At 47.0% G+C, this 23,102-nt stretch carries 23 protein-coding genes; 15 read left to right on the top strand and 8 right to left on the bottom strand.

Annotated features, from left to right (window positions below; genetic code table 11):
- Both ACNKW2_RS10500 and ACNKW2_RS10495 read left to right on the top strand, forming a co-directional pair.
- On the top strand, positions 1-451 hold a 451-nt coding region (locus ACNKW2_RS10500), incomplete at its 5' end, for a TCP-1/cpn60 chaperonin family protein (RefSeq protein ID WP_419148513.1).
- A 271-nt stretch (positions 452-722) separates the two neighbouring features.
- Positions 723-1,202 (top strand): DUF3016 domain-containing protein, encoded by a 480-nt coding sequence (locus ACNKW2_RS10495; RefSeq protein ID WP_419148530.1) that lies wholly within the window; start codon positions 723-725, stop codon positions 1,200-1,202.
- 49 nt (positions 1,203-1,251) lie between these two features.
- Here the strand turns inward: ACNKW2_RS10495 and ACNKW2_RS10490 are convergent, their stop codons facing one another.
- Positions 1,252-1,545: a prephenate dehydrogenase gene (locus tag ACNKW2_RS10490; protein WP_419148512.1), complete on the bottom strand. Its 294-nt coding sequence runs from the start codon at positions 1,543-1,545 to the stop codon at positions 1,252-1,254.
- A gap of 176 nt (positions 1,546-1,721) precedes the next feature.
- On the opposite strand from ACNKW2_RS10490, the gene ACNKW2_RS10485 reads away from it, so the two are divergent.
- The 3 genes from ACNKW2_RS10485 (at position 1,722) to ACNKW2_RS10475 (ending at position 4,176) form a co-directional block, all read left to right on the top strand.
- Positions 1,722-1,931, top strand: a complete 210-nt coding sequence (locus ACNKW2_RS10485) for a hypothetical protein (protein ID WP_419148511.1) — start codon at positions 1,722-1,724, stop codon at positions 1,929-1,931.
- A gap of 212 nt (positions 1,932-2,143) precedes the next feature.
- Positions 2,144-3,019 (top strand): alpha/beta fold hydrolase, encoded by an 876-nt coding sequence (locus ACNKW2_RS10480; RefSeq protein ID WP_419148510.1) that lies wholly within the window; start codon positions 2,144-2,146, stop codon positions 3,017-3,019.
- Positions 3,016-4,176, top strand: coding sequence for an RNA polymerase sigma factor (locus ACNKW2_RS10475; protein WP_419148509.1), 1,161 nt, complete (start codon positions 3,016-3,018; stop codon positions 4,174-4,176). Before ACNKW2_RS10480 ends, ACNKW2_RS10475 begins: the two co-directional genes overlap by 4 nt.
- 66 nt (positions 4,177-4,242) lie before the next feature.
- Here ACNKW2_RS10475 and epmB read toward each other — a convergent pair whose 3' ends face one another.
- Positions 4,243-5,256: an EF-P beta-lysylation protein EpmB gene (gene epmB, locus ACNKW2_RS10470; RefSeq protein WP_419148508.1), complete on the bottom strand. Its 1,014-nt coding sequence runs from the start codon at positions 5,254-5,256 to the stop codon at positions 4,243-4,245.
- Between the two features lie 43 nt (positions 5,257-5,299).
- Here epmB and efp point away from each other — a divergent pair, with 43 nt between their 5' ends.
- Both efp and epmA read left to right on the top strand, forming a co-directional pair.
- Complete coding sequence (efp, locus tag ACNKW2_RS10465) at positions 5,300-5,866, top strand: elongation factor P (RefSeq protein WP_419148507.1); 567 nt, start codon at positions 5,300-5,302, stop codon at positions 5,864-5,866.
- Between the two features lie 57 nt (positions 5,867-5,923).
- Positions 5,924-6,898 (top strand): elongation factor P--(R)-beta-lysine ligase, encoded by a 975-nt coding sequence (gene epmA, locus ACNKW2_RS10460; protein WP_419148506.1) that lies wholly within the window; start codon positions 5,924-5,926, stop codon positions 6,896-6,898.
- Here the strand turns inward: epmA and ACNKW2_RS10455 are convergent.
- The 3 genes from ACNKW2_RS10455 to ACNKW2_RS10445 all read right to left on the bottom strand — a co-directional run bounded on the left by ACNKW2_RS10455 (position 6,895) and on the right by ACNKW2_RS10445 (position 9,939).
- A complete protein-coding gene (locus ACNKW2_RS10455) occupies positions 6,895-8,121 on the bottom strand; it encodes a methyl-accepting chemotaxis protein (RefSeq protein WP_419148505.1) in 1,227 nt (408 codons plus the stop codon). The two genes, epmA and ACNKW2_RS10455, sit on opposite strands and share 4 nt — an antisense overlap.
- Before the next feature lie 244 nt (positions 8,122-8,365).
- Positions 8,366-9,079, bottom strand: coding sequence for a glycerophosphodiester phosphodiesterase (locus tag ACNKW2_RS10450; protein ID WP_419148504.1), 714 nt, complete (start codon positions 9,077-9,079; stop codon positions 8,366-8,368).
- Positions 9,076-9,939: a DMT family transporter gene (locus ACNKW2_RS10445; RefSeq protein ID WP_419148503.1), complete on the bottom strand. Its 864-nt coding sequence runs from the start codon at positions 9,937-9,939 to the stop codon at positions 9,076-9,078. Before ACNKW2_RS10445 ends, ACNKW2_RS10450 begins: the two co-directional genes overlap by 4 nt.
- A 168-nt stretch (positions 9,940-10,107) precedes the next feature.
- Between ACNKW2_RS10445 and ACNKW2_RS10440 the strand changes: the two genes are divergently transcribed.
- From ACNKW2_RS10440 to rlmB, 5 genes are all read left to right on the top strand, one after another.
- On the top strand, positions 10,108-11,202 hold the full coding sequence (locus ACNKW2_RS10440) for a sensor histidine kinase (RefSeq protein ID WP_419148502.1): 1,095 nt from the start codon (positions 10,108-10,110) through the stop codon (positions 11,200-11,202).
- Positions 11,199-11,804, top strand: a complete 606-nt coding sequence (locus ACNKW2_RS10435) for a response regulator transcription factor (protein ID WP_419148501.1) — start codon at positions 11,199-11,201, stop codon at positions 11,802-11,804. The genes ACNKW2_RS10440 and ACNKW2_RS10435 overlap by 4 nt, the downstream gene beginning before the upstream one ends.
- 129 nt (positions 11,805-11,933) lie before the next feature.
- Positions 11,934-14,093, top strand: coding sequence for a hybrid sensor histidine kinase/response regulator (locus ACNKW2_RS10430; protein WP_419148500.1), 2,160 nt, complete (start codon positions 11,934-11,936; stop codon positions 14,091-14,093).
- Positions 14,094-14,172: 79 nt separating this feature from the next.
- Entirely contained in the window at positions 14,173-16,638 is a 2,466-nt protein-coding gene (gene rnr, locus ACNKW2_RS10425; RefSeq protein ID WP_419148499.1) for a ribonuclease R, read from the top strand.
- Between the two features lie 15 nt (positions 16,639-16,653).
- The gene (gene rlmB / locus ACNKW2_RS10420) at positions 16,654-17,394 is read left to right on the top strand and encodes a 23S rRNA (guanosine(2251)-2'-O)-methyltransferase RlmB (RefSeq protein ID WP_336567560.1); all 741 of its coding nucleotides are present in this window, start codon (positions 16,654-16,656) and stop codon (positions 17,392-17,394) included.
- Positions 17,395-17,448: 54 nt separating this feature from the next.
- On the opposite strand, the gene yjjG is transcribed toward rlmB, so the two are convergent.
- The 3 genes from yjjG to ACNKW2_RS10405 form a co-directional block, all read right to left on the bottom strand.
- Positions 17,449-18,126, bottom strand: a complete 678-nt coding sequence (yjjG, locus tag ACNKW2_RS10415) for a pyrimidine 5'-nucleotidase (protein WP_419148498.1) — start codon at positions 18,124-18,126, stop codon at positions 17,449-17,451.
- On the bottom strand, positions 18,126-18,656 hold the full coding sequence (gene yjjX / locus ACNKW2_RS10410; protein WP_419148497.1) for an inosine/xanthosine triphosphatase: 531 nt from the start codon (positions 18,654-18,656) through the stop codon (positions 18,126-18,128). The genes yjjG and yjjX overlap by 1 nt, the downstream gene beginning before the upstream one ends.
- A 65-nt stretch (positions 18,657-18,721) precedes the next feature.
- Positions 18,722-19,621: a phosphoribulokinase gene (locus ACNKW2_RS10405; protein WP_336569298.1), complete on the bottom strand. Its 900-nt coding sequence runs from the start codon at positions 19,619-19,621 to the stop codon at positions 18,722-18,724.
- Positions 19,622-19,761: 140 nt separating this feature from the next.
- Between ACNKW2_RS10405 and ACNKW2_RS10400 the strand changes: the two genes are divergently transcribed.
- The 3 genes from ACNKW2_RS10400 to ACNKW2_RS10390 all read left to right on the top strand — a co-directional run bounded on the left by ACNKW2_RS10400 (position 19,762) and on the right by ACNKW2_RS10390 (position 23,093).
- On the top strand, positions 19,762-20,649 hold the full coding sequence (locus ACNKW2_RS10400) for a TolB-like translocation protein (RefSeq protein ID WP_419148496.1): 888 nt from the start codon (positions 19,762-19,764) through the stop codon (positions 20,647-20,649).
- Positions 20,650-20,712: 63 nt separating this feature from the next.
- On the top strand, positions 20,713-21,723 hold the full coding sequence (galE, locus tag ACNKW2_RS10395) for a UDP-glucose 4-epimerase GalE (protein ID WP_419148495.1): 1,011 nt from the start codon (positions 20,713-20,715) through the stop codon (positions 21,721-21,723).
- A 152-nt stretch (positions 21,724-21,875) separates the two neighbouring features.
- A complete protein-coding gene (locus ACNKW2_RS10390) occupies positions 21,876-23,093 on the top strand; it encodes a cation:proton antiporter (RefSeq protein ID WP_419148494.1) in 1,218 nt (405 codons plus the stop codon).
- Positions 23,094-23,102: the final 9 nt, after the last annotated feature.

Raw genomic sequence — 23,102 nt, 5'->3', positions numbered from 1 at the left:
ACTACACGCAACTCGCGCAGCGGTTGAAGAAGGTGTGGTACCTGGTGGTGGTGTTGCTCTAGTTCGCGTAGCAAACAAGATTGCTGAGCTAACTGGCGACAACGAAGATCAAAGCCACGGTATCAAAGTTGCACTTCGTGCAATGGAAGCGCCACTTCGTCAAATCGTTTCAAACGCTGGTGACGAAGCATCAGTTGTAGTAAACGCAGTGAAAGGCGGCGAAGGTAACTATGGTTACAACGCAGCGACTGGCGAGTACAACGACATGATCGAAATGGGTATCCTTGACCCAACAAAAGTAACACGTTCTGCACTACAGTTTGCAGCCTCTGTTGCGGGTCTGATGATCACCACTGAAGCCATGGTTGCTGAAATCCCGAAAGATGAAGCTCCAGCTGCACCAGACATGGGCGGCATGGGCGGAATGGGTGGCATGGGTGGCATGATGTGATAAACATCACCCCCTAAGCACTTAACTGCTTCGAAGAGCCCGGCGAATGTCGGGCTTTTGCATTTTATAGCCCTACAGCAAAGCGCTTCCTTCACCATTAACTCATTAATTCAGCTAGCTGGATTTTTCATTGTTGGCTGCGAACATTTGTGTGTCAACTCGGTCTTATTTTATGTAGCGAAATGTCACATTGTGTAAAAGGCTGTGATCTTGCTTTACTTCCCATTGAGTCGGAGTAAAGTAAAGTGGTATCCAGCAGAAGGAGTAAATGATGAAACGCACTAAGATAATGCTCGCCTTGCTGTTGGCGCCTATGTTCGCGCTGGCGGGTGAAGCACAAGTCAGTTTTAAAGAGTTTAAAGAGTATCGGGACGTTCGCCCCAGTAATGAAACACGTGGGTCATATCATCAGCGTGTTGAAAAGCAATTACGCAAACACGTCGCAAAGCTTGCCGAGCAGCTACCTGAGGGCAATACACTGAGTCTTCATTTTGATGAAATTGATTTAGCTGGAGATGTACGTTACGGCGCAACAGAAATGCGAGTCATAAAACCTATTTACTTTCCACGTCTAACACTGAGCTATAAAGTCATTAATAGCCAAGGTGACGTATTGACAGAGGGAAAAGAGGTAGAGCTAAAAGACATGGCGTTTATGGATAGGATTAACCGTGGCTTAGACCGCTCATTTCAATACGAGAAGCGCCTGTTAACCGAATGGTTTGAAGACGAGTTAATAAAACAGCTTTAACGCGCTGTGAGCGCTTTGACTATTGCAGCAAAGCGCTCAACCATGTTGGCTACTTAAAAGTAGCCAACAACTGCAATAGGCTTTGTAGTTTTTTTACCACCAAAGCAAGCTGTTGCTCGTCAATTTTCTCGGCTTTAGAGAGCCCTTCGACATCAGCGGCAACATCCAGTACATAGGGTTTAAAGCGCTTTGCTTCAAAACTAAACCCCGCTTCTTCAGTAAAAAGCGCTTTAAATTTGCCGTGGCCTTGCTGCTGCAACTCATCAAGCTTTTTATCGGCATCCAGTGCTTGACGATAGACAATTTTAAGGTTGTCATTGAGTTTTTCTATTACGGTCTGCATGCTCTTTCTCGTGGCTTTAAAATTAAAGCGGTATTTTACGGCTTTCGCAGGCTAAATCAAATTCTGAAAGAAATAGTAAAAATGGCTGAGAATAAAAATATAAAAACGAGTCTAAAGTTTTACTTTGTGCTGTCGATACCCTATTTGATCCATCAAAAAAAGTTAGGTAATCACTTATGAATATTTCCGGAAGTAATCTACCAGCGATGTCTGGAGCTAGTCAAAGCGGCGAAGTATACAGCGCTGCCTTGGCAAAAAAGCAACAGAAAGCAGATGGACAAGCCGCACTTGCACTGATCGAATCTGCGGGGAATACTGCTTCGGCACAAACTCCAGCAAAGTCGGTTACAGCAACATTGGGCAATAATATCAACACCTATGCATAGGCGTTGATGGGCGTTGACCTTCGGTTAGTCCGAATCGTTCAAAGCAATAAATCGGTGCCTTCGGGCACCGATTTTTTTTGTTTTCTCTGTGAAGCCGACAAGCTCCAGCAAATAGAAATACTTTAGCTATATAATGATTAAAAATAGTTTGTCACACATTCAGTACTTGCTGTGACTTTGTAAGTGACTCAACGAACTAGAGATTACTTACAATGAAGTTTTTACTAAGCGCACTTTTATTCTTAACTTTTAACTCTTTAATTAAGCCAGTTCATGCCAGCTGCTTGGTTTCCAACGTATCTGGTCACGGTCAGCCCCTACTGCTCATGCCCGGGTTTCTTAGCGATGAAACTGTATGGCAGGATGTTGCTGCTGAAATGGCTAAAAGCCATCAGGTTCACCAGCTGGCAATTGCTGGATTTGGTAAAAACCCTGCGTGCGACCAAGCTGAGGACATTTTTAATCAAGCGCTACACGATGTCCGCAATTATATATCCAGCAACAAGCTCAATAAACCGGTATTTATAGGTCATAGTCTGGGAGGTTTGATGGCTTTTAAGCTTGCCTTATTGCAAGATATAGAGCTGTCAGGTGCGATTTCGGTTGATGGCCTACCTTTTATTGGACCCGTTTTTACTCGAGATAGCCGTACGCAGGTAGTAGACCTTTACCATCAGGCTGAATCGATGAAAAACTGGTATCAACATGCCCATGCATCACAGATAAAAATGCTGACCCAACAAGGAGTGGCGCAGCAAACTCAATTAAAAGACAAATACCAAACCTTAGTGGAGATGGCAGAACAATCTGACCCCATTACGGCTGGCAGCGCAATTTACACGGTGATGCAAACGGATTTACGCCAAGACTTAGATAATCTAAAACTCCCTATGTTATTGATAGGAGCCGCTGGAGGCTTTGAAAGTAAGGAACAGCAAGAGGCTACCCGTAAACTGTATAAGGCACAACTCAACCATGCTAAGCAGGTAACTTTGCTTATGAATAATCAAGGCCGTCACTTTTTAATGTGGGATGAGCCTAGGTGGCTAATTCATACCATCAAACAATTTATCAAGGAACGTATATGAATACTGAACAGCATACGTCAGGCTGCACTGGTGAATTACATTCTTATGTTGAGCGGGCCAAACTGGGTGACAAGGAGGCTTTTAAAGTTTTGGTGAGTAAGGTAACCAATACCGTTAATGCCATTGCACTTGCTATTACAAAAAACGTGCAAGACAGCAAAGATGTGACTCAGCAAGTGGTTATTAAAATGTGGCTGCAATTAGGCCAGTTAAACAATAACAACAGTTTATTGCCATGGTTGCGGCAAATCACTCGCTATACGGCCATTAATTATATTCGTAATAACAAAGCTAGCAGCACCCAAAATGAAAGTGATGAGACCTTAGAAGTATTGCTAAATAGAGTATGTGATGAGCAACACCAGCATGATAGCTTACTTATAAAGCAACAACAGAGCGAGCTTGTCGCCCATTTGATGGAGCAGTTGCCTGATGAAACTCGAGAAATAGTGGTACTTTATTACCGAGAAGAGCACAACAGTAAAGCCGTGGCGGAACTCCTTGGGCTGAGCGAAGCGACTGTGCGCAAACGCCTTCAGAGAGCCAGAGAATCACTAAAAGAAGATATGCTCGCCAAATATGGCAAAGTGATACTTGCCACAGCGCCAGTTGGTCTCGCCTCTTTGCTTGCCTCTGCGGCTATATCCTCAACCCCTGTTGCGGCTAGTACACTCGCCTATAGTGCGGTGTCGCAGCAAAGCTCTTGGTTTACTAAGCTACTCTATAGCCTTGGCGGGGCTGCCTTAGGTGGGGTTATTGCTGTATTTGCGAACACACTATCAATGCACTGTTTACTCAAGTATATAGATAACGAGTCAGATATAGCTCAGTTGCGGACAATAAAGAATAAGAGTAATGCTGCTATCGTCATTAGTTGCCTTTTATTTGCGTTAAGTTATAGCTATACCGAAGGCTGGTTGATGCCTGTGTTGACCTACACCGGCTTTATAATAGGGCTCATGAGCTATATTAATGTTGCTAATAAGATCTCGTTTCAGAGCCTAAACCGTCAAGCCAAAAGCAATGATAAGGCCGCCAAGTTGCTGGTTATGAGTCGTTTGGGAAGTAAAGTTGGTTGGGTTGCTGGAGTTGGAGGAGGGGCCTGTGGTTTACTTTATGGCTTATATGCCAGCGGACGGTTCGGCCAATTATGGTAAGTCAGTTGCATTTCAATACCAAGGCGACAGGTATTGAAATGCGTCGACTCATTCACTCAACGCTCTTTAAAGTAGGCCTAAATCAATAGGGGTTTTGCTCGGTTGCCCGCCAATTTCTCGCACTAACTTGGGCACCAAAAAGCCCGGTAAGGTTTCGAGCAGCTCAGCCATAATACTTTTTGCAGCGTCCTCACTGACATCATAGTGACTAGCCCCTTCCACTTTATCCAGTAAGTGTAGGTAATAAGGCAAAATATCGGCTTCAAACAGTGCCTCACTTAACTCTGCCTGAGCTGTGGCGCTGTCATTAATGTCTCGCAATAATACCGCTTGGTTTAGTAAAGTGACGCCTGCTTGTTTGAGTTTTTGCATCGCCGCCTTGAAAGGGGCATCAATTTCATTGCCATGGTTAATGTGGTTAACCAAAACCACCTTTAATGGACTTTGTGCTAAACGCTGACATAACTCATCGGTGACTCGGGACGGGATCACCACCGGCAGGCGACTGTGGATCCTGAGGCGTTTAATTTGTGGCAATTGCTCCAGTCTATCCAGTAACCAGGCAATCATTTCATCTTTGGCCATGAGGGGATCGCCACCGCTTAAGATCACTTCGTTTATTTCTGGGTGGCCAGCAAGGTACTCAAATACCGGCTCAAGGGTGCGTTTATTGACTTGGTTATCCTGATATGGGAAGTGACGGCGGAAGCAATAGCGGCAATTGACCGCACAGCCGGTTTTAAGCATTAACAACACCCGCGAACGGTATTTATGCAGCAGTCCAGGCACTGGCGCCTCTTGTTCTTCGAGTGGATCTTTAACATAGCCTGCTGCGCTAAGAAATTCTTGATGCTGTGGCAACACTTGCAATAACAACGGATCGGTGGCATCGCCATGGCGCATTTTAGCGATAAATGGCCGTGGAACTCGCATAGGAAACAAACGCTTAGCTTCGATGTCACGACTGTCAAAATGCTCTGTTAAGGATAACATCTCAAGCAGCTCTTTGACGTCGGTGACCACATTTGCCAATTCTTTTTGCCAGTTAGTCTGCAAATTTACTTCATTTATTTGTATCATTAGCAGGTTTATTACTCGAATATACGTAGAATTAGAGGATACGATGGCGAATTATAGCACCAACGAGTTCAAGGGCGGTCTAAAAATTATGATCGACGGCGAACCGTGTTCAATCTTAGAAAACGAAATGGTTAAGCCAGGTAAAGGCCAAGCATTTAACCGCGTTAAGATCCGTAAGCTTATCTCAGGCAAAGTGTTAGAAAAAACCTTTAAGTCAGGTGATTCGGTTGAAGGCGCAGACGTAATTGAAACCGAGCTGGCATACTTATACACCGACGGTGAGTTCTGGCACTTTATGAACAACGATACCTTTGAACAAATCGCGGCTGACGAAAAGGCAGTGGGCGACAATGTTAAATGGTTAGTTGAAAACGATGTCTGTACCATCACGTTATGGAACGGCAACCCAATCGCAGTCGCACCGCCTAACTTTGTTGAGCTTGAGATCACCGAAACGGATCCTGGCCTAAAAGGCGATACCGCAGGCACCGGCGGTAAGCCAGCAACTCTTTCAACTGGCGCTGTGGTTCGTGTACCACTGTTCGTTCAAATTGGCGAAGTGATCAAAGTTGACACCCGCAGTGGCGAGTATGTTAGCCGCGTTAAATAAGCGCAGCCAAGGTCAATGACAATCCCAGCCTTGGCTGGGATTTTTTTGGAGCATAATATGAGTCAAAGCGACTGGCAGCCCAGTGCTGACATCGATACTTTAAAGCGCCGAGCAAACATACTAAGTCAAATTCGCGCCTTTTTTGCCGCCCGTGAGGTGATGGAAGTCGAAACCCCAAGTCTGAGCCAAGCATCCGTCACCGACCCTCATCTTGAGACCTTTCACACCGAGTTTGTCGGACCGGCATACAGTAAAGGCTTGCCGCTATTTCTGCAGACGTCGCCAGAGTATGCCATGAAGCGGCTGCTCGCCGCAGGCAGTGGAGCCATTTTTCAGCTCAGCAAGGCGTTTCGTAACGAAGAGTCCGGTCGCCATCATAATCCGGAATTTACCATGCTGGAGTGGTATCGCCCAGGTTTTGACGAGTTTCAGTTAATGTCAGAGCTAGATGAGTTACTGCAAACGATTTTGGCTTGCCCAAAAGCGCAGTCTTTAAGTTATCAGCAGGCGTTTATTGACCACTTAGGTTTTGATCCTTTAACGGCGACCTTAGACGAATTAAAAGCGCAGACCACTCAGTATGGCTATGCTGATATCGCAGCCACAGAAGACAACCCAGATACCTTACTGCAGTTATTGTTTTGCATGGAAATAGAACCAAAAATTGGTCAACAGGCACCGTGCTTTGTTTATCACTTTCCGGCATCACAAGCCGCACTGGCGCAGCTAAATCCAAACGATCCGCGTGTAGCGGGGCGCTTTGAGTTGTATTATCGCAATATGGAGCTGGCGAATGGTTTTCATGAATTAACCGATGCCCAAGAGCAGCGTCAGCGCTTTGAACAAGATAACGCGTTACGTCAGCAAATGGGGCTGGCGCCGGTAACCATAGATGAACGACTGTTAGCGGCACTGGAAGCGGGCTTACCGAGCTGCGCGGGAGTGGCGCTCGGCGTTGATCGTTTGCTGATGCTGGCGCTCAACAAGCCCACCATCAGCGATGTCATTGCCTTTGATGTGTCACGGGCTTAACTGCGTGACACAAACCGGGTTAGCTCTTTGCGTGTGGTCTCACTGAGTTGCTGAGCGCTGCGGCACTCGGCTAGAGCATTGTCTATTTGGGTTTTCGATTGCAAGCCCAGCTCGGCAATTTGCTGCACCGCTTGATGAGTGTGTTTTTGCGTTTCTTCTAATTGGTGAACCGCGCTGACAATGTCCTCTAATTGCGCTTGGTTACGTTCAAAGTCATGACTCATCGACTTAAAGCCTTCGGCGGTTTCGCCAATGGCCCGCTCAGCAGAGCTAGAGTGCTCAATGAGCTGTTCAGACTCTTGGTTGGTTTCACCTACTAGAGTATTCATTTGATTAATAAAGTCGCTGATCTGCCGGGTCGCATCATTCACCTTAACCGACAGTGCTCGCACTTCATCGGCCACCACGGCAAAACCGCGTCCTGCCTCTCCTGCTCGGGCAGCTTCAATGGCGGCATTGAGGGCTAATAAATTGGTTTGATCAGAAAACTCTTCCACCATTTTGAGAATATTACGAATGTTTTCGCTGTTCTCTTTTAGTCCCGACACCGTACTGGAAAATTTACCCAATAAGGTGGTGATTTGTTTTACTTCTGCGACCAGCTTAGTGAGAGACTGCGATGAACCACGAACAAAGTGCAGGCTTTCGGTATTGGCTTGGTAAACTTGATCGGTATTGTGAACAATGCTTTCGAGGCTATGGCCCACCTGATCGGAGGCGGCAATAATAGTATCACCTTGGCTCAGCTGTTGTTGACCATATTCGGCCGTACTGCGCATTGACTCGGTCACGTCATTGTTGCTCTTAGTGGCTGCGGCGGCACTTTCATAGGTGCTGGCCAGCAACTGGCTGAGGTGAGTGGTAAAGGTATTGTATTGTTCACTGAGATCGCGAAACTCATCAAAGGTGAATTGCGGCAGTTTGGCATCCAGGTTGCCATCTTGTTTATTCACTCGCTCTAATGTGTCACGCATGGCTTGAACTGGGCGGACAATCAAAAAGCGCATGTAAAAAATGGTGAAACCAAAGGCCCCAAGGATCACTGCCGTGAGCAACCAAAATACCCCAAGGCCAGCGCCAGACTCAGTTAACTCGGCATAAAGCCAAACCAAAGCAATGACCTGAAAGAGTAATAAAAAGCCTAAATTACCGACTATTTTGCGAGTCAGGGTAAAGAAAAACGTTTCTTCGATAAAATTATACATGCGCATATACAAACTCATATTGGGCTCATCAATGTGCCACTTTATTGCTCTAAGTATAGATGAGCTAACTAGAATAACAATGGCAAAGCTTATACCATTCTGACTTAATACTTGAACAATTTGAGGGAGTAAATCTGACGCTAGCGGCGTTAAAAACTTCTTATTTAGAACAACTAAATAGCAAAATTTTTGCCTTGCTATCGACAAGATTTTCTCGCCTCAAAATAGCCCACTTAATTAAGCAAAATGGTATTACAACTAGTTAGCGCTCATAAGCACCTATCCGTTGTAAGTACATCTTGGTTTGGCAGGGAAAGTTGGTAAAAATACCATCCACGCCCAAATCTAGCATTAACTCTATATCTTGCTGTTTATCGACCGTATAAGCAAATACCTTGAGACCACGGGTTTTTGCGTCTAACACATACTCATGATTAATAAAGTTTTTATCCATATGGATACTGTAGGCATGGAGCGACTCGGCGAACTGGGCGTAGTGCACCGGAATTGAGGCGGTTAATGCGCCAATTCGGACCCAAGGTAATTTTTGTTTTAACCACAATAACTGATGGTGATCAAAAGAGGAGAGCAGTAATTGTTCTCGAGTGATCACGCCGCGCTGAATGTGGTCTTCAATATAGTCGACAAACTTATCCAGACTAAAGGTATGTTTAAGTTCAAGATTTATGTCTGTTTGTGTGCCAATGGTATCGAACACCTGCTGCAAAGTGGGGATCCCTTGGCCTTTACCGGCATCTAATTGCGCCAGGTAGGATTGTGGCTGTTGATTAACTCTGCCAACGCCATTGGTGGTTCTATCGAGCCAAGTATCATGAATAATGGCATAATCGTCAGCACAACTTTGCACATCCAACTCGATACCATCCACCCCCACATCTAAGGCGGCTTGGATGGCGGCCAGCGTGTTTTCTGGATAGCTGCCACTGGCGCCGCGATGTGCTAACACTTGAATCATGCTTTTTTCCTTGTAATAGACCAGGTTTCAAAGCAGGCTGCGCTTATCACCAACAGCCCGCCTATGAGGGTTGTGAGCGTCATCGTCTCTTGCAACAGAATATAAGCTAATACCGCTGCATACAATGGCTGTAGGCAAGAAATTAACCCTGCCGTGGTGGCCGATAAATAGCGTAAGCTAGAGGCAAATAACGCATGGGGAATAGCGGTGAATACCGCGCCCGCCAGTAGCAGTAGCCAGACATTTTGGTTTGAGATGGAGCCTGGGGGAACTTCAACAAATGCGGCTAGCATCACGCAGGCCACCAAGGTTTGATAGAGCATGGTTTGTGGCCCACCATAGTGGGAAAAATATTGTTTTTGCAATAGGTTGCGCAAAGCAAATAACGCCCCAGATACTACCCCAGTGAGTACCCCTAAAGTCACTTGATTGCCCAAGTCAGCCGCAGGAACCAGCAAATAAATACCAAACAACACTGCCGCGGCACTGAGCACATCTTTATTTTGCACTCGGGTGCGGGTAAACAGGGGTTCTAAAAATACCGTGATCACCGGATAGGTAAAAAAGGCAATGATCCCCACTGCCACTCCAGCCATTTGCATGCCAGCAAAATAGGTGACCCAATGTAAGCCCACAATCACACCCAGCAGTAACGCCGTAAGGTAGTCTTTGCCATAATTAAGGAAGATCTTTTGCCGCTGTACCGCCAGTATCGCTAGCAAGGTAACAAAAGCAATGGCTGTTCGATATACGGTGATATCCAGCGCTGACAGCGAGATCAATTTTGAAAATAATGCCGTCCCGCCGAATAATAACACGGCACTGTGGAGCGACAGCAGCGCAGATTGGTGTGGTTGCATGGTGTTGTCATGATGATGATTTTTGCAGCAGTCTATCATGCTAAAGCAAGCTCGAATAGCATTCGTCGTGTTGATGACAAGTGTCACTATCTATTCTGATGAGTTGGAGATATATTAGGCAAATGCATGATGATTCAACAGCTTATTATTAACACGTGAGAGTAAATTGTGACCCTGACCACTGACTTTGCCTTGGTAGATAAACGGCGTTCTTTTTGGAATGCTGGACCGCTTATCTTTTCTACCTTTTACTTTTTTCCGCTGGTATTTACTTGGCAGCAAAACAGTCTCACCGAGTTGCTGTTGCAATTTGTTATTTACATTGCCTTCGTTGCTTTGTATTGGCGCAGCATTAGTGCTGTCGGTCACACGCTAGTCAGCAATATTGTGCTGATGACCTTACTTTGTATTGGCGGCAGTTTTGTCACCACAGGAACCAGCTCACTGTTTGGTTTTATCGCTTTTTTCTGTGGCTTTGGGCTAACCAAACCCTTCAAAATTGTTGCTTTTATCATGTTAATTGTCCTCATACTACTCACTACTCACTTTATCGTTGGTTATTACTCTGTGTACTTTTTAATGCCGGCGCTGTGTGTTTCCGGTGGTTTATTCTTTTTCGGCTGGATGGAGTATCGCGAGCGCATTCATCGCGAACTGAAACGCCAAAGTGATGACGAAATTAAGCGCTTAGGTGCTGTAGCTGAGCGTGAGCGTATTGCTCGTGACTTACATGATCTGCTTGGCCACTCACTCAGCTCCATTGCCTTAAAAGCAGAATTGGCGGGTAAGTTCATTAGTGCCAATGCGTTATCGCAGGCGCAAGCCGAGTCACAGCAAGTCGCTGCCTTAGCGCGAGAAGCATTGAGCGAAGTACGCCAAGCAGTTAGTGGTTATAATAAATTAGCACTGGATGCGCAGCTGCATATTTTGGCGTCGCGGCTAAAAGATAAGGGCATTGCCGTGACATCGACTTTGCAAGGTGTTGAACTTGAGGCCAAGGTGGAAGCTGGGTTGTGCTTCTTTGCCAAAGAAATTTGCACCAATATTATCCGTCATAGTGATGCCGACAAAGTCACTATTCGCTTACAGCAAGAGCAGACGGCAGTGGTATTACAGATAAGCGAAAATGGCTCTGTGCAGTCAATTACCGAAGGCAATGGCCTCAGTGGCTTGCGTCAGCGATTGGAAGCATTGGACGTGCAGTTTCAGTATCACATTAGTCAGGGCGTATGTTTTAGCGCCCGCGTTGAGAGGCCAGTATGATAAAAGTTTTTATTGTTGAAGATCAGGCGCTAGTACGCGGTGCCATAGCCGCTTTATTAGGGTTAGATGCCGAAATAGAAGTGGTTGGAGAGGCTGAAAATGGCGCCATAGCAAAAAGCCGATTAGCCACATTACCTCACGTGGATATTGTGTTAACCGATATTGAGATGCCAAAAGTTACCGGCTTAGAGCTGGCACAGCAGCAAAAGCAGCAACAGTCATCAAGCAAAGTAGTGATCATGACCACGTTTTCCAAGGCGGGCTACATTCGCCGCGCGATTGCAACTGGGGTGCATGGTTTTGTGTTAAAAGAAGCACCCAGTGATTACTTAGTCTCAACCTTGAAAAAGGTGCATGCTGGGCAGCGAGTCATTGACCCTGAGCTCGCCCTATATGCATTGGAAGATACCGATCCGTTAACGGATAAAGAACGCAAAGCTCTGCGCTTAGCATCTGAAGGCTTAAAAACGGCAAGCATTGCAGAGCAACTTTTTTTAAGTGAGGGCACGGTGCGTAATTACCTATCGGAAGCCATTGCCAAATTACATGCCACTAATCGCGTAGATGCAGCAAGAATTGCTAAGCAAAAAGGGTGGCTGTAATTCAGTGTAATCAATATTTTCAGGGTTATACTTCAAAATGCATCAATCAGTGAATATACTTTATCCTTAATAAGTAATGAAAATGTATTAACTTAAGGCACCATGGTTGATCCCAAGCAACTTCTCTTAATGACAGCAATAACCACAGGAGTGTGTGCAATCTTTATGTTTGTCAACTGGTTGTTGAACCGTGGCATGCCAGGTGTGCGGGATTGGCTATTATTTGCGGTGTTAACAGGCTTTGGTTGCAGCTTGTTGGCGGCAAACACCTTACCATTAACCTGGTCTATCTTTATTCCAAATATTGCAATGTTTTTAGGGCTGTTCTATCTCGCGCGTGGGGTTGAGCTGTTTTTTGAAACGCCAGCACTGCGCTGGCCATGGTACCTATTAGCCCTGATCACAGTCCCAGCATTTGGCTACTATCTCTATGTTGATTACAACTTTATTGCCCGAGTGGTGATCAATTATTCATTTTGGGCACTGGCGTTAGTGTTGTGCTTACGGGCACTGATATTAGGCCAAGATAGATTATCAAAACACTTTAGTGCTGCGCACTGGGCGTTTGCGCTTTCCTGTCTATGCATGCTGGTGGTGTTCACGCTGAGATTAATCATGGCAGGAGGTTTCTCTGCCGCGGATACCCTTGCTACGGTGAATTGGGTAAATAAATTCTTTTCCACTTCAGTTACCGTGATGCCCTTGCTACTGTGTTTTTCATTGTGTTTACTGTGCAACAGCCGCAGAGAAAAAGAATTGGCAACTTTGCAACGCAAAGCAGAACAAAATGCCCAGGCCAAAGAGCGCTTCTTAACCCTGTTAAGCCACGAATTAAGAACGCCGTTGAATGCCATTGTTGGTCATGCGGAGTCGTTGAAGAAAGTGCCGCGGGAGCCCGGTAAGCATAAACAGCTGTGCGACACTATTGTCCATGCGGCGATGTCGATGTCAGACTTAGCTAATCAGGTATTGCTGCAAGCTAAAGGCGAGCACACGCAACAGCATAAGTCGTCGGTTTCGGTGGTGCGCTTAAGTGAAGAGCTGCTGCGTCTGTTGCAACCCTTAGCGAATGCCAAAGCCCTTGATTTACAGCTCGAAGTCAGTGGTATTAACCCTGAAGACAGGCATCAAGTTGAACAAGACACCCTGGCTCTGGTGTTAAGAAACTTACTTTCCAACGCCATTAAGTACACCGATAGCGGCAGTGTAACGCTGTGCATTGAAGCCGAAGCAGAGCGCATGGGCAAGCAAACATTGCAGTTTTTAATTAACGATACTGGTAAGGGGCTCAGCCAAGAGCAACTGGACAAGCTCTTTACGCCGTTTGCAGGCAATGACAGCAGTAGCTCCATCAATGAAAGTGCTGGCGTGGGCTTAGTGCTATGTAAACAGTTACTCAATAGTATGGATGCCGAGCTTGGAGTACAAAGTGAACAAGGCAAAGGCACCACCTTTAGCTTTAGTGTCGTTGCAGAGCTCGGTGAGCAGCAACAAGCTGAAGCGCCAAGAAGTGGCGAGCTATTGCCACTGTCGGTATTAGTGGTGGAAGACAATGCCATCAATATTGCGGTAATGAATGATTATTTAGCTGAGATGGTGACCCAATATCGTATTGTCAGAACCCTTGGAGAAGCGGAAGTGGCCTTGTTAGAGCACCATTATGGCCTGATGTTTTTGGATATGCGCTTGCCCGATGGCAATGGCTTGCAGTGGTATAAAAGCGACTTTCAAAAGCTCGGCTGCAACTCGGAGGTACCAGTCATTGCCCTGACTGGTGACAGTGAGCCGCAGCTGCGACGCGACTGTTTGCGTGCTGGGATGCAAGAGTGTTTAACTAAGCCAGTGACTCCCAGACAGCTGTATACTACCATGCAGCGAGTCAGTAAGGCGAAGGCCTCAAGGCTGGAGTGTAAAAGTTTAGTGGATCAAGCGCGCTTTATGGCCTGTGTTGAACAGCAAGAGCCGCAAGTGCTAGCGACCAAGTTGATGTATTTAGCCGATCGGTTTGAGTATGAAATTGCGCAAATTAAAGGACTGGCGGAATTAAATATCATCGATTTAGCCAGTGAAAAACTGAGTTATATTGAGCAAGAAGCTTTGCAGCTAGGCATGGTGAATTTTGCTGAGTTTACTCAGGCGATTGCGGAGCAGTTACGCTTCAGTGATGAGTATATTGATTGGGATGCACTGGCCGGTGTAGCTCGGCAGTCGGTGGAGCGCTTAATGGAGCTACATAATCAAGTTATTCAGCCAGGTGACCCGCAAGCGGAAAAAGATTTAACTGCATAAAAAGTTTCATCGAACTTAACCTAGGTCATTACGATATTTTGCGTTAAAATAAAGTCATAATTTATTCAACAAGAAAGTAATGCCAAAACAGGATCCCTATCTCAACCGAGAGCAAGAAAAATACGAAAACCCCGTTCCCAGTCGTGAGTTTATTTTAGAGCACATCAAAAACGCGACTAAGCCCGCTTCTTTTTCAGCGCTTTGCAACGACCTAAAAGTCCTCGACGACGAACGCCAGATTGCCTTTAAGCGACGTTTGCGTGCCATGGAGCGCGATGGCCAGCTGCATTTTAATAAATTTAAATGCTACGTCATTCCCAGCGATGACGGGCTAGTTAAGGGCAGGGTGATAGGGCATCGTGACGGTTTTGGCTTTTTAGAAGTTGAGGGCGAAGCAAAAGACTGGTTTATCACCAAATATCAGATGGAGCGTGTGCTGCACGGCGACTGGGTATTGGCCAAAGCCGGTAGTCGCGGCTCTGGCGGCAAAGTAGACGCCCGCATTGTGCGCGTGCTAGATAAAGAGCGCACGCCGGTGGTGGGTCGCTACTTTGTGGAGCACGGCATGGCTGTGGTGGTGCCTGAAGATCCGCGTATTTGCCAAGATATTATTATTCAACCGGGGCAAGAGAATGGCGCCCGTCATAACCAAATGGTGCAGGTCGAAATTACCCAAAGTCCGAGCAAGCAAATGAATGCCGTTGGCAAGGTGCTCGAAGTACTCGGCGACCATATGGCTCCGGGAATGGAAATTGAGGTGGCGCTGCGTAACCACGATATTCCTCATGTGTGGCCAGAGGCGGTAGAGCAGCAAGTGGCCGGCTTAGGTGAGTTTGTTGCTGAAGAGGCGAAAAGCGGCCGTGTCGATCTGCGAGATTTACCGCTGGTTACCATTGACGGTGAAGACGCGCGTGACTTCGATGATGCGGTATTCTGTGAGCCGAAAAAGTCCGGTGGTTGGCGCTTATGGGTGGCCATTGCCGATGTTTCTCATTATGTTGGCAAAGGCACGGCACTCGACAAAGAAGCGATTGAACGGGGCAACTCAGTGTACTTTCCTGAGCAGGTAGTTCCTATGCTACCCAAGGTACTCTCTAATGGCTTATGCTCACTCAACCCTGAAGTCGATAGATTGTGTATGGTAGCAGAGATGACGGTCTCGGCAGCCGGGCGCTTATCTGGCTATCGCTTTTATGAGGCGGTGATGAATTCCCATGCCCGTCTTACCTACACTAAGGTTCACAAAATCTTGCAAGGTGACGAAAAGCTGCAAGCCGAGTATGCGCCTGTAGTGCCACACCTGAGCGAGCTACACAAGATGTACATGGCGCTAAAAGCGGCGCGGCAAGAGCGTGGTGCCATTGAATTTGAAACCTTAGAAACCCGTTTTGTGTTTAATGCCCACCGCAAGATTGACTCCATTGTGCCGATTGTGCGTAACGATGCCCATAAGCTCATTGAAGAGTGTATGATTTTGGCCAATGTCTCGGCCGCCAAGCTATTAGAAAAGCACGAGGCGCCTTGTTTATACCGAGTGCATGATGAGCCCGATCCTGAGCGTTTGAGTCAGTTCCGCCAATTTTTGCAAGATTTAGGCATTGAAAGCCAGCTCAGTAATGAGCCCACCCCGCAAGAGTTAACCGATGCTTTAATTGCATTAGGGGAGCGCCCGGAGAAAGAGCTGATCCAAACCATGCTACTGCGCTCAATGAAACAGGCAGTATATCAGCCGGAAAACATCGGTCACTTTGGCTTAGCGTTAAAGTCCTATGCGCACTTTACTTCGCCCATCCGTCGTTACCCCGATTTGGTTGTGCATCGCGCCATTAAGGGCATTTTAAAACAGCAAGGGCAGCAGGTCAGCGGTGAGTACGATTACCCAGAAGAAGAAGCTAAGCAGCTGGGTGAGCAATGCTCAATGACCGAGCGTCGCGCCGATGATGCCACCCGAGAAGTGGCTGATTGGCTGAAATGCGAATTTATGCAAGATCATGTCGGCAGTGAGTTTACTGGGGTGATTTCTTCGGTGACCAATTTTGGCTTGTTTGTCAGGCTCGATGAGCTGCAAATTGATGGCATGATCCACGTCAGCAACTTAGGCCATGAATATTTTCACTTTGATGGTGCTAAGCAATGTTTGATTGGTGAGCAAAGTCACACTGTGTTCCGTTTAGGTGATAAGCTCAATGTTGTGGTTGCCTCGGTCAGCCTAGATGATCGCCGAATTAACTTAGCCTTAGCCGAAGAAGGCCAGCCCGATCGTTATGCTAGGCGTCGCAGTAACAGCAAAAAGTCTGGCAAAAGCGTGCGTGAGCAATTAAAAACGGGCAAGGTGACTGGCGCGAAAAAAGCGACTGGCAAACAGCATGAGGAAGAGGGAAGCGCAAAGAAAAAGCGCAAAAAGACCACCCCTAAGGGTGAGCTAAAAAAAGGCAAAAAAGCCAGCAATGCTAAGGCCAAGAAAAAGGCCAACGCAAAAAAGAAACCCAAAGCGGGCAAAGCGAAGCGCCCAGGTAAAAACGCCAGAAAGCGCGATAAATCATAAAGCCGGAGCTTGAAAGTGAGTAACGAGTTAATTTTTGGCTTTCATTCAGTGGAAGCCATTTTACGCAGCGCCCCAGAGCGCTTTTTAGAAATTTATGCCTTAAAGGGACGTGACGATAAACGCCTAACTGCGGTCGTTAATGAGGCCCGTAAGTTTGGTATTTCGGTGCAGTTTATGCAGCGCAAAGCCCTTGATAACAAAGCCAAAGACGAGCAGCACCAAGGGATTATTGCCAACGTTAAAGCGGCGCGCACGCTAAATGAAAAAGATCTTGATGACATCATCGCCAAAGAGACTACGCCATTTTTCTTGGTGTTAGACGGGGTTACCGATCCCCATAACCTTGGAGCTTGTTTACGTAGCGCCGATGCGGCTGGCGTTCACGGCGTTATTGTGCCAAAAGATAAGTCCGCCAAGCTTAATGGCACGGCGCGCAAGGTTGCCTGTGGTGCCGCTGAAACCGTACCATTTATTCAGGTCACTAACTTGGCCAGAACGCTGCGCGATATTAAAGAAGCAGGAGTTTGGGTAGTCGGCACTGCCGGTGAAACTGACACCACGCTCTTTAATGCCAACTTAACTGGCCCAATGGCGGTGGTGATGGGAGCCGAGGGCGATGGCATGCGACGTTTAACTCGAGAGCATTGCGATGAGCTGGTTAAAATTCCAATGGTCGGTACTGTTTCAAGCCTGAATGTTTCAGTGGCAACTGGGATATGCTTATTTGAAGTGTTAAGGCAGCGTACCGCGCTGTAAGCTAAATCAACGCTGCTCGGTGCCGAGCAGCGTTAGCTATTCTTATTCAGCGGCTTAATCAGCCAACAGTAACTTTTCTAACTGCTGTAAAGCGGTCACAGTATACGTGGGCTTAATATGCTCAGGGCAGCTTTGTCCCGGATGTTGTAACCAGCAGCTGTCGATGCCAAAGCGGTTGGCTCCCAAAATATCGCTGGCTGGCGTATCCCCCACCATTAATACCTTAGACTTTTCCGGTTCACCGAGCAGCTCAAACGTATGGGCAAAAATACTGGGGTCGGGTTTGGCGCGACCCACCAACTCTGAGATCACCACGTGACTGAAACGATCGGCTAAACCGGTATGCTCTAGGCGGCGCTGCTGCAATGCTGCAAAGCCATTGGTGATGATGGCTAAGGTACATTTACCCTGTAGCGCATCGAGCAGTGAGCGGGCGCCTGGAAGCGGTAAGCAAATTTCGGCCATGGCATCCAAAAAGCCATCATTGAGTGTTTGTGGCGCCACATCAAGCTTTTCTGCCCAATGTTGAAAGCGCGTAACTTGCAAGGTTTTGGCGTCAATCTCACCATTTTGATACTGCACCCACAATGGCGCATTCAACTGGCTATAGTGTTGATAATCTTCCTCGGTAAAATGAATACCGTATTGCGCAAAGAGCTTTTCTAAGCCCCGTTGGGCATTAAAACTAAATAGGGTTTCGTCGGCATCAAAAAGAATATGGCTATAACGCATTAGTACAACTCTGGGTGGTTAAATGGTGCCATTGCAAGTAACAAGGCTTGGGTGTAACTGCTTTCACGGGTAGCAAGGTGATTGGTAAGTAAGCCAATGGCGCCACCTTGTTGCTTAATGTTTTTGGTGTTAAACAGGTCGTCCATCACGAATCCGAGCTCTTCGCCTTGCTCGAGACGCTGATAGACCTTTGCTGGTAGCGGTAAATTGCAACTGCGACCAATGCTGGTTCGAGTATCTGAAGCGATCACTACATAAGCAAAGGTGGCGGCACCGTAATCAAACTTTGCCGCTCCACCTTCCATGGCGCAGTAATAATCGGCTTGGTGATGTTGCTGCAAGAAGAGTACGCGGTTTTGCGCCCCCAGTCGGGTTTGCTCTTCTCCTAGCGGTTGATCGGCAACTTGGCTTGGTGCAGCAATGCCAATGCAGTCAATTTCTGCGTGGCTAAAATACTGCTGAAAAATACGCTTTGCTGCGTTTATTTTTACCGGGTTTTTTGAACCCACTAACACCGTGAGTTTTTCCATCTTGCCTACCTGTGCGCTGAAAAACGACAGTGTAAAGGCTGCTGGTTACAGGTGCAACTGCCCCGTTAGATGGGTAAATCCACAGGGGCCATATTTTCATAGGCGCGCTTTTTTACCAGCAGCTCTCTTATAAGTGGTGTTAGCACTAACTCCATGGCTAAGGCCATCTTGCCACCAGGCACCACCAGAGTATTAACTCGCGACATAAAGCTGCCTTCTATCATTTGCAGATAATAAGGGAAATTGACTTCGTCGATGCCGCGAAAGCGGATCACCACAAACGACTCATCCAGTGACGGAATGTCTTTGGCGCTAAAGGGGTTCGAGGTGTCAACCGTTGGCACGCGCTGAAAATTAATATGGGTACGGGAAAACTGCGGCGTAATATGATTAATATAATCATCCATAGAGCGCACAATAGACGACATCACCGCTTCTTTAGAGTGACCGCGCTCACTGGTATCGCGGATCAATTTTTGGATCCACTCCAAGTTGATGATAGGCACCATGCCAATTAATAGGTCAACGTGGCTGGCGACATCATGCTCTGGGGTCACTACACCGCCATGAAGGCCTTCATAGAATAGCATGTCGGTGTCGTTATCCAGTGCTTGGTAGGGGGTAAATGTGCCTGGCAGCTGATTGTAGGGGACGGCATCATCAAAGGTATGCAGATAACGGCGCACTTTGCCATTACCGGTTTCACCATAGCTTTTAAACAGCTCTGCCAAGGCCCCAAAATCATTGGCCTCCTCACCAAAATAGCTAATGTGTTTCCCTTCTTGCTGGGCTTCACGGCGCAACTTATCCATTTCTGGTCGCGTGTAGCGGTGGAAACTGTCGCCTTCAACATAGGCAGCCTTAGTATTCAGGCTACGGAAAATATGTTTGATGGCGCTGGTGGTGGTGGTGGTGCCGGCACCAGAACTACCGGTGATCGCGATAATGGGGTGTTTATCTGACATCATCTTGCCTACAAATTTGTGCTGCGTTAATTCGATGTTACGCGAAGAGAAGTTTTTGGCAAGCTTTGCTTGTGAACCTAGCTTGGGTATCATTGCTACAGTAACGTAATAACGAAAATTATAATCGCAAGGAATTAGTCATGCTTACATCATTTCGCGGCAAGTTTACAGCAGGCCTACTGGCCGCGCTCTGTAGCTTACCTGGGGTGGCACAAATGCCAAAAAGCCAAATCTGGCTGGCCGAACTAGAACCCGCTTTTCATGCCCGCCCCATTACCGATGATGGCGCTTACCATAACCAGCCTGTGGTGGTGGACAATGGCGTTTACTACACCAAGGAAGTGATTGCTGGCGACACCCAGCAAACGGATCTGTTTTTTTATAACTTTGATGAGCATGCCACCAGTAACCTCACTATGAGCCCTGAGTCAGAATACTCACCGACTTTACACCCCAATGGTGAAGGGCTAAGCACCATAGTGGTGGAGTCGTCTGGCGCGCAAAGGCTGTGGTTCTACCCGTTTGATAGCAACCAGCCACGCCAGAGAGTATTTGAGCACATCAAGCCGGTGGGCTATCACGCTTGGGGCGCAAACCAAGATTTAATTTTATTTATTTTAGGTGCTAATGAACACCTCCCTCATACACTGCAATACACCGACGTTCGTGGTCATCGACCAGAAATCATCGACGAAGACATTGGCCGCACCTTAACCTTTAATGCCGCGCGAGGTGTATTTGGTTTTAGTTACTTGGTTAATAATCAAATGTGGTTTGCCACTTACCAGCCCAGTAACGACCATATTGAGCGCTTTTTTGCTTTGCCAAAGCAGGTGCAAGATTATGCTTGGCTGGATAAAAACCGAATTGCCTATGCACTTGATAATCGCATCTACTACCGTGACCTTAGCGCGCCGAAAAAAGTGCATTTAATGAGTAACCTCTCGAGTTACTGTGAAACCACTATTTCTCGGCTCAGCTTTCATCAGCAAAAACTGGCCTTTGTTTGCGCCACTAAGGCAGGCTAACCGAGGTAAACTTGTATACAATGACAAGCATTGCAAAATTAATTTATCAAGATAGGAAATAGTATGGCGATACTAGTCACCGGCGGCGCTGGGTACATTGGCTCCCATACCGTATTGGAGCTACTGCAGCTGGGCAAACAAGTAGTGGTGATTGATAACCTCAGCAACTCGCAACAAACCGCATTACAGCGAGTAGCTGCAATTACTGGCAAGGAAGCGATTTTTCATCAAGGCGACATTCTTGATAAGGCCTTTCTAGACTCGATTTTTTCACAATATACCATTACCGAAGTGATCCACTTTGCTGGACTCAAGGCGGTGGGGGAATCCGTGCAAAAACCCATCGAGTATTACCAAAATAATGTGCAAGGCACACTAACCTTGCTCGATGCCATGCGCGAGGCTGGAGTATTTAAGTTGGTGTTTAGTTCTTCAGCCACGGTGTATGGCGACCCGGCAAGCTTACCTATCCGTGAAGACTTCCCGGTTGGCGGCACCACCAATCCGTATGGAACCTCCAAGCTGATGGTGGAAATGGTGCTGCAAGATGTGGCTAAGTCAGACCCGCGCTGGGCCTTTGCCATTTTGCGCTACTTTAATCCGGTCGGTGCTCATGAGTCGGGGTTAATTGGTGAAGATCCCAATGGTATTCCCAATAACTTACTGCCTTACATCTCACAGGTTGCCGTGGGTAAGTTGGCGAGCTTAGGTGTTTTTGGTAATGACTATGACACCAAAGACGGCACCGGCGTAAGAGATTATATTCATGTTGTTGACCTGGCCATTGGCCATTTGAAAGCACTGGAAAAAATCGCGGCAGCAACAGGCACGCACATTTATAACTTAGGTACCGGCAATGGCTACTCGGTACTAGAAATGGTTACTGCGTTTGAAAAAGCCGCGGGTAAAACCGTACCCTACGAAATTAAACCGCGTCGCGATGGTGACATTGCCGCCTGTTACGCCGCCCCAGAAAAAGCCAAAGCTGAACTCGGTTGGCAAGCCGAGCGTGGTCTCGATGCCATGATGGCAGATACATGGCGCTGGCAAAGCAAAAATCCAAACGGCTATTAATACTAATTACGGTTACTGAACCGGTAGCGAGCAGCGGCAGTTATGGATGAACCTACCTATACTGAGTGCATAACTTAAATCGCGGCGTGTGCTCAGGGTTATTAACTGAGCGGTTTAACTTTTGCAAAAAATTAATACATAGGAAGTCGCTGGTGATATATACCCTCATTGCAGTCATAGGTTTGTCTATTTTTATTTATTCTATTTCGGTGCGGCAGCTCGACCGAGCTGAGCTTACCGCGCCGATGTGGTTTGTGCTAACGGGCTTTGTTATCGGTTGGGTGTGGACCAATGTTGACGCCACCCAACAGGCGTTGGCAATGGACATGGAAGGGCTGCAAACGCTACTGCCGATCATCGAGCTGACGTTGGCTATTTACCTCTTCTCAGACGCCGCTAAAACGCGCTTGCGCGTGTTATCCCACAGTTTTCAACTGCCATTAAAGTTATTGATAGGCTTGCCGTTCACCATGCTGTTTGCTGCTACGGTGGCGCACTTTTTATTCCAGTTATCTTGGTTATTGAGTTTTATTGTGGCGGTGATCATAACGCCTACTGATGCCACCTTGTGCAAAACCTTTATTACCGACAAGGGCGTACCCAGTCGTTTGCGTGAGGCCATTAATGTTGAAAGTGGCTTAAATGATGGCTTATGTATTCCAGCATTCTTGTTTCTGCTAGCGGTGTTAAGCGATAACATGCAGCCAACCACCGGCTCCTTTGTTAGTTTGTTTGCCCGCGAAGTGGGTATTGCGCTGGCCGTGGCTGGTGGCTTGACCATGACGATTATTTGGCTGCTTAAAAAAGCCTATAACCACCACTACTTTGCTTCCAAAACCAGTCCATTTCTGTTTGTTGGCATTGCCTTTTTAGTGTTTGCCGTTACCCAAGCGCTGCATGGCAGCGGCTTTATCGCCGCCTTCATCAGTGGCTTGTTATTTGATAAATATTACCGTGATGAGTTTAAAGATCAGCTCATCGAAGAGGGAGAGCACCTAGCTGAGTTTGCGGCGCTGATGATTTGGGTGGTCTTTGGCATGGCAGCCAGTGTGGTGCTGTTGGTTAACGTGCAGTGGCAAGTTTGGCTATACGCCTTGCTCGCTACGGCGTTGTTTCGTTTGTTGCCAGTGTTTATTTGTTTACTTGGCAAAGGGCTGAGTAATAAAGAGCGCTTTACGCTGGCCTGGTTTGGCCCGAAAGGCTTGGCCTCTGTGGTGTTGACACTTATGTTATTAACTGAAGAAGTCACACATGGTATGCAAGTGACACAAATTGCCATGGCCACTGTGTTATTGAGCATCTTTGTATTTGGCTTTTCCAGTCGACCGATCTCGAAATTGTTTAAAAAGCAGAAGCAAACCACTAAGTAATTGTTCCTA

Source organism: Pseudoalteromonas 'SMAR', assembly GCF_048515945.1.
Classification (GTDB): domain Bacteria; phylum Pseudomonadota; class Gammaproteobacteria; order Enterobacterales; family Alteromonadaceae; genus Pseudoalteromonas.
The sequence above is the reverse complement of the archived record's forward strand: the minus strand, read 5'-3'. Positions and strand labels throughout refer to the sequence as shown.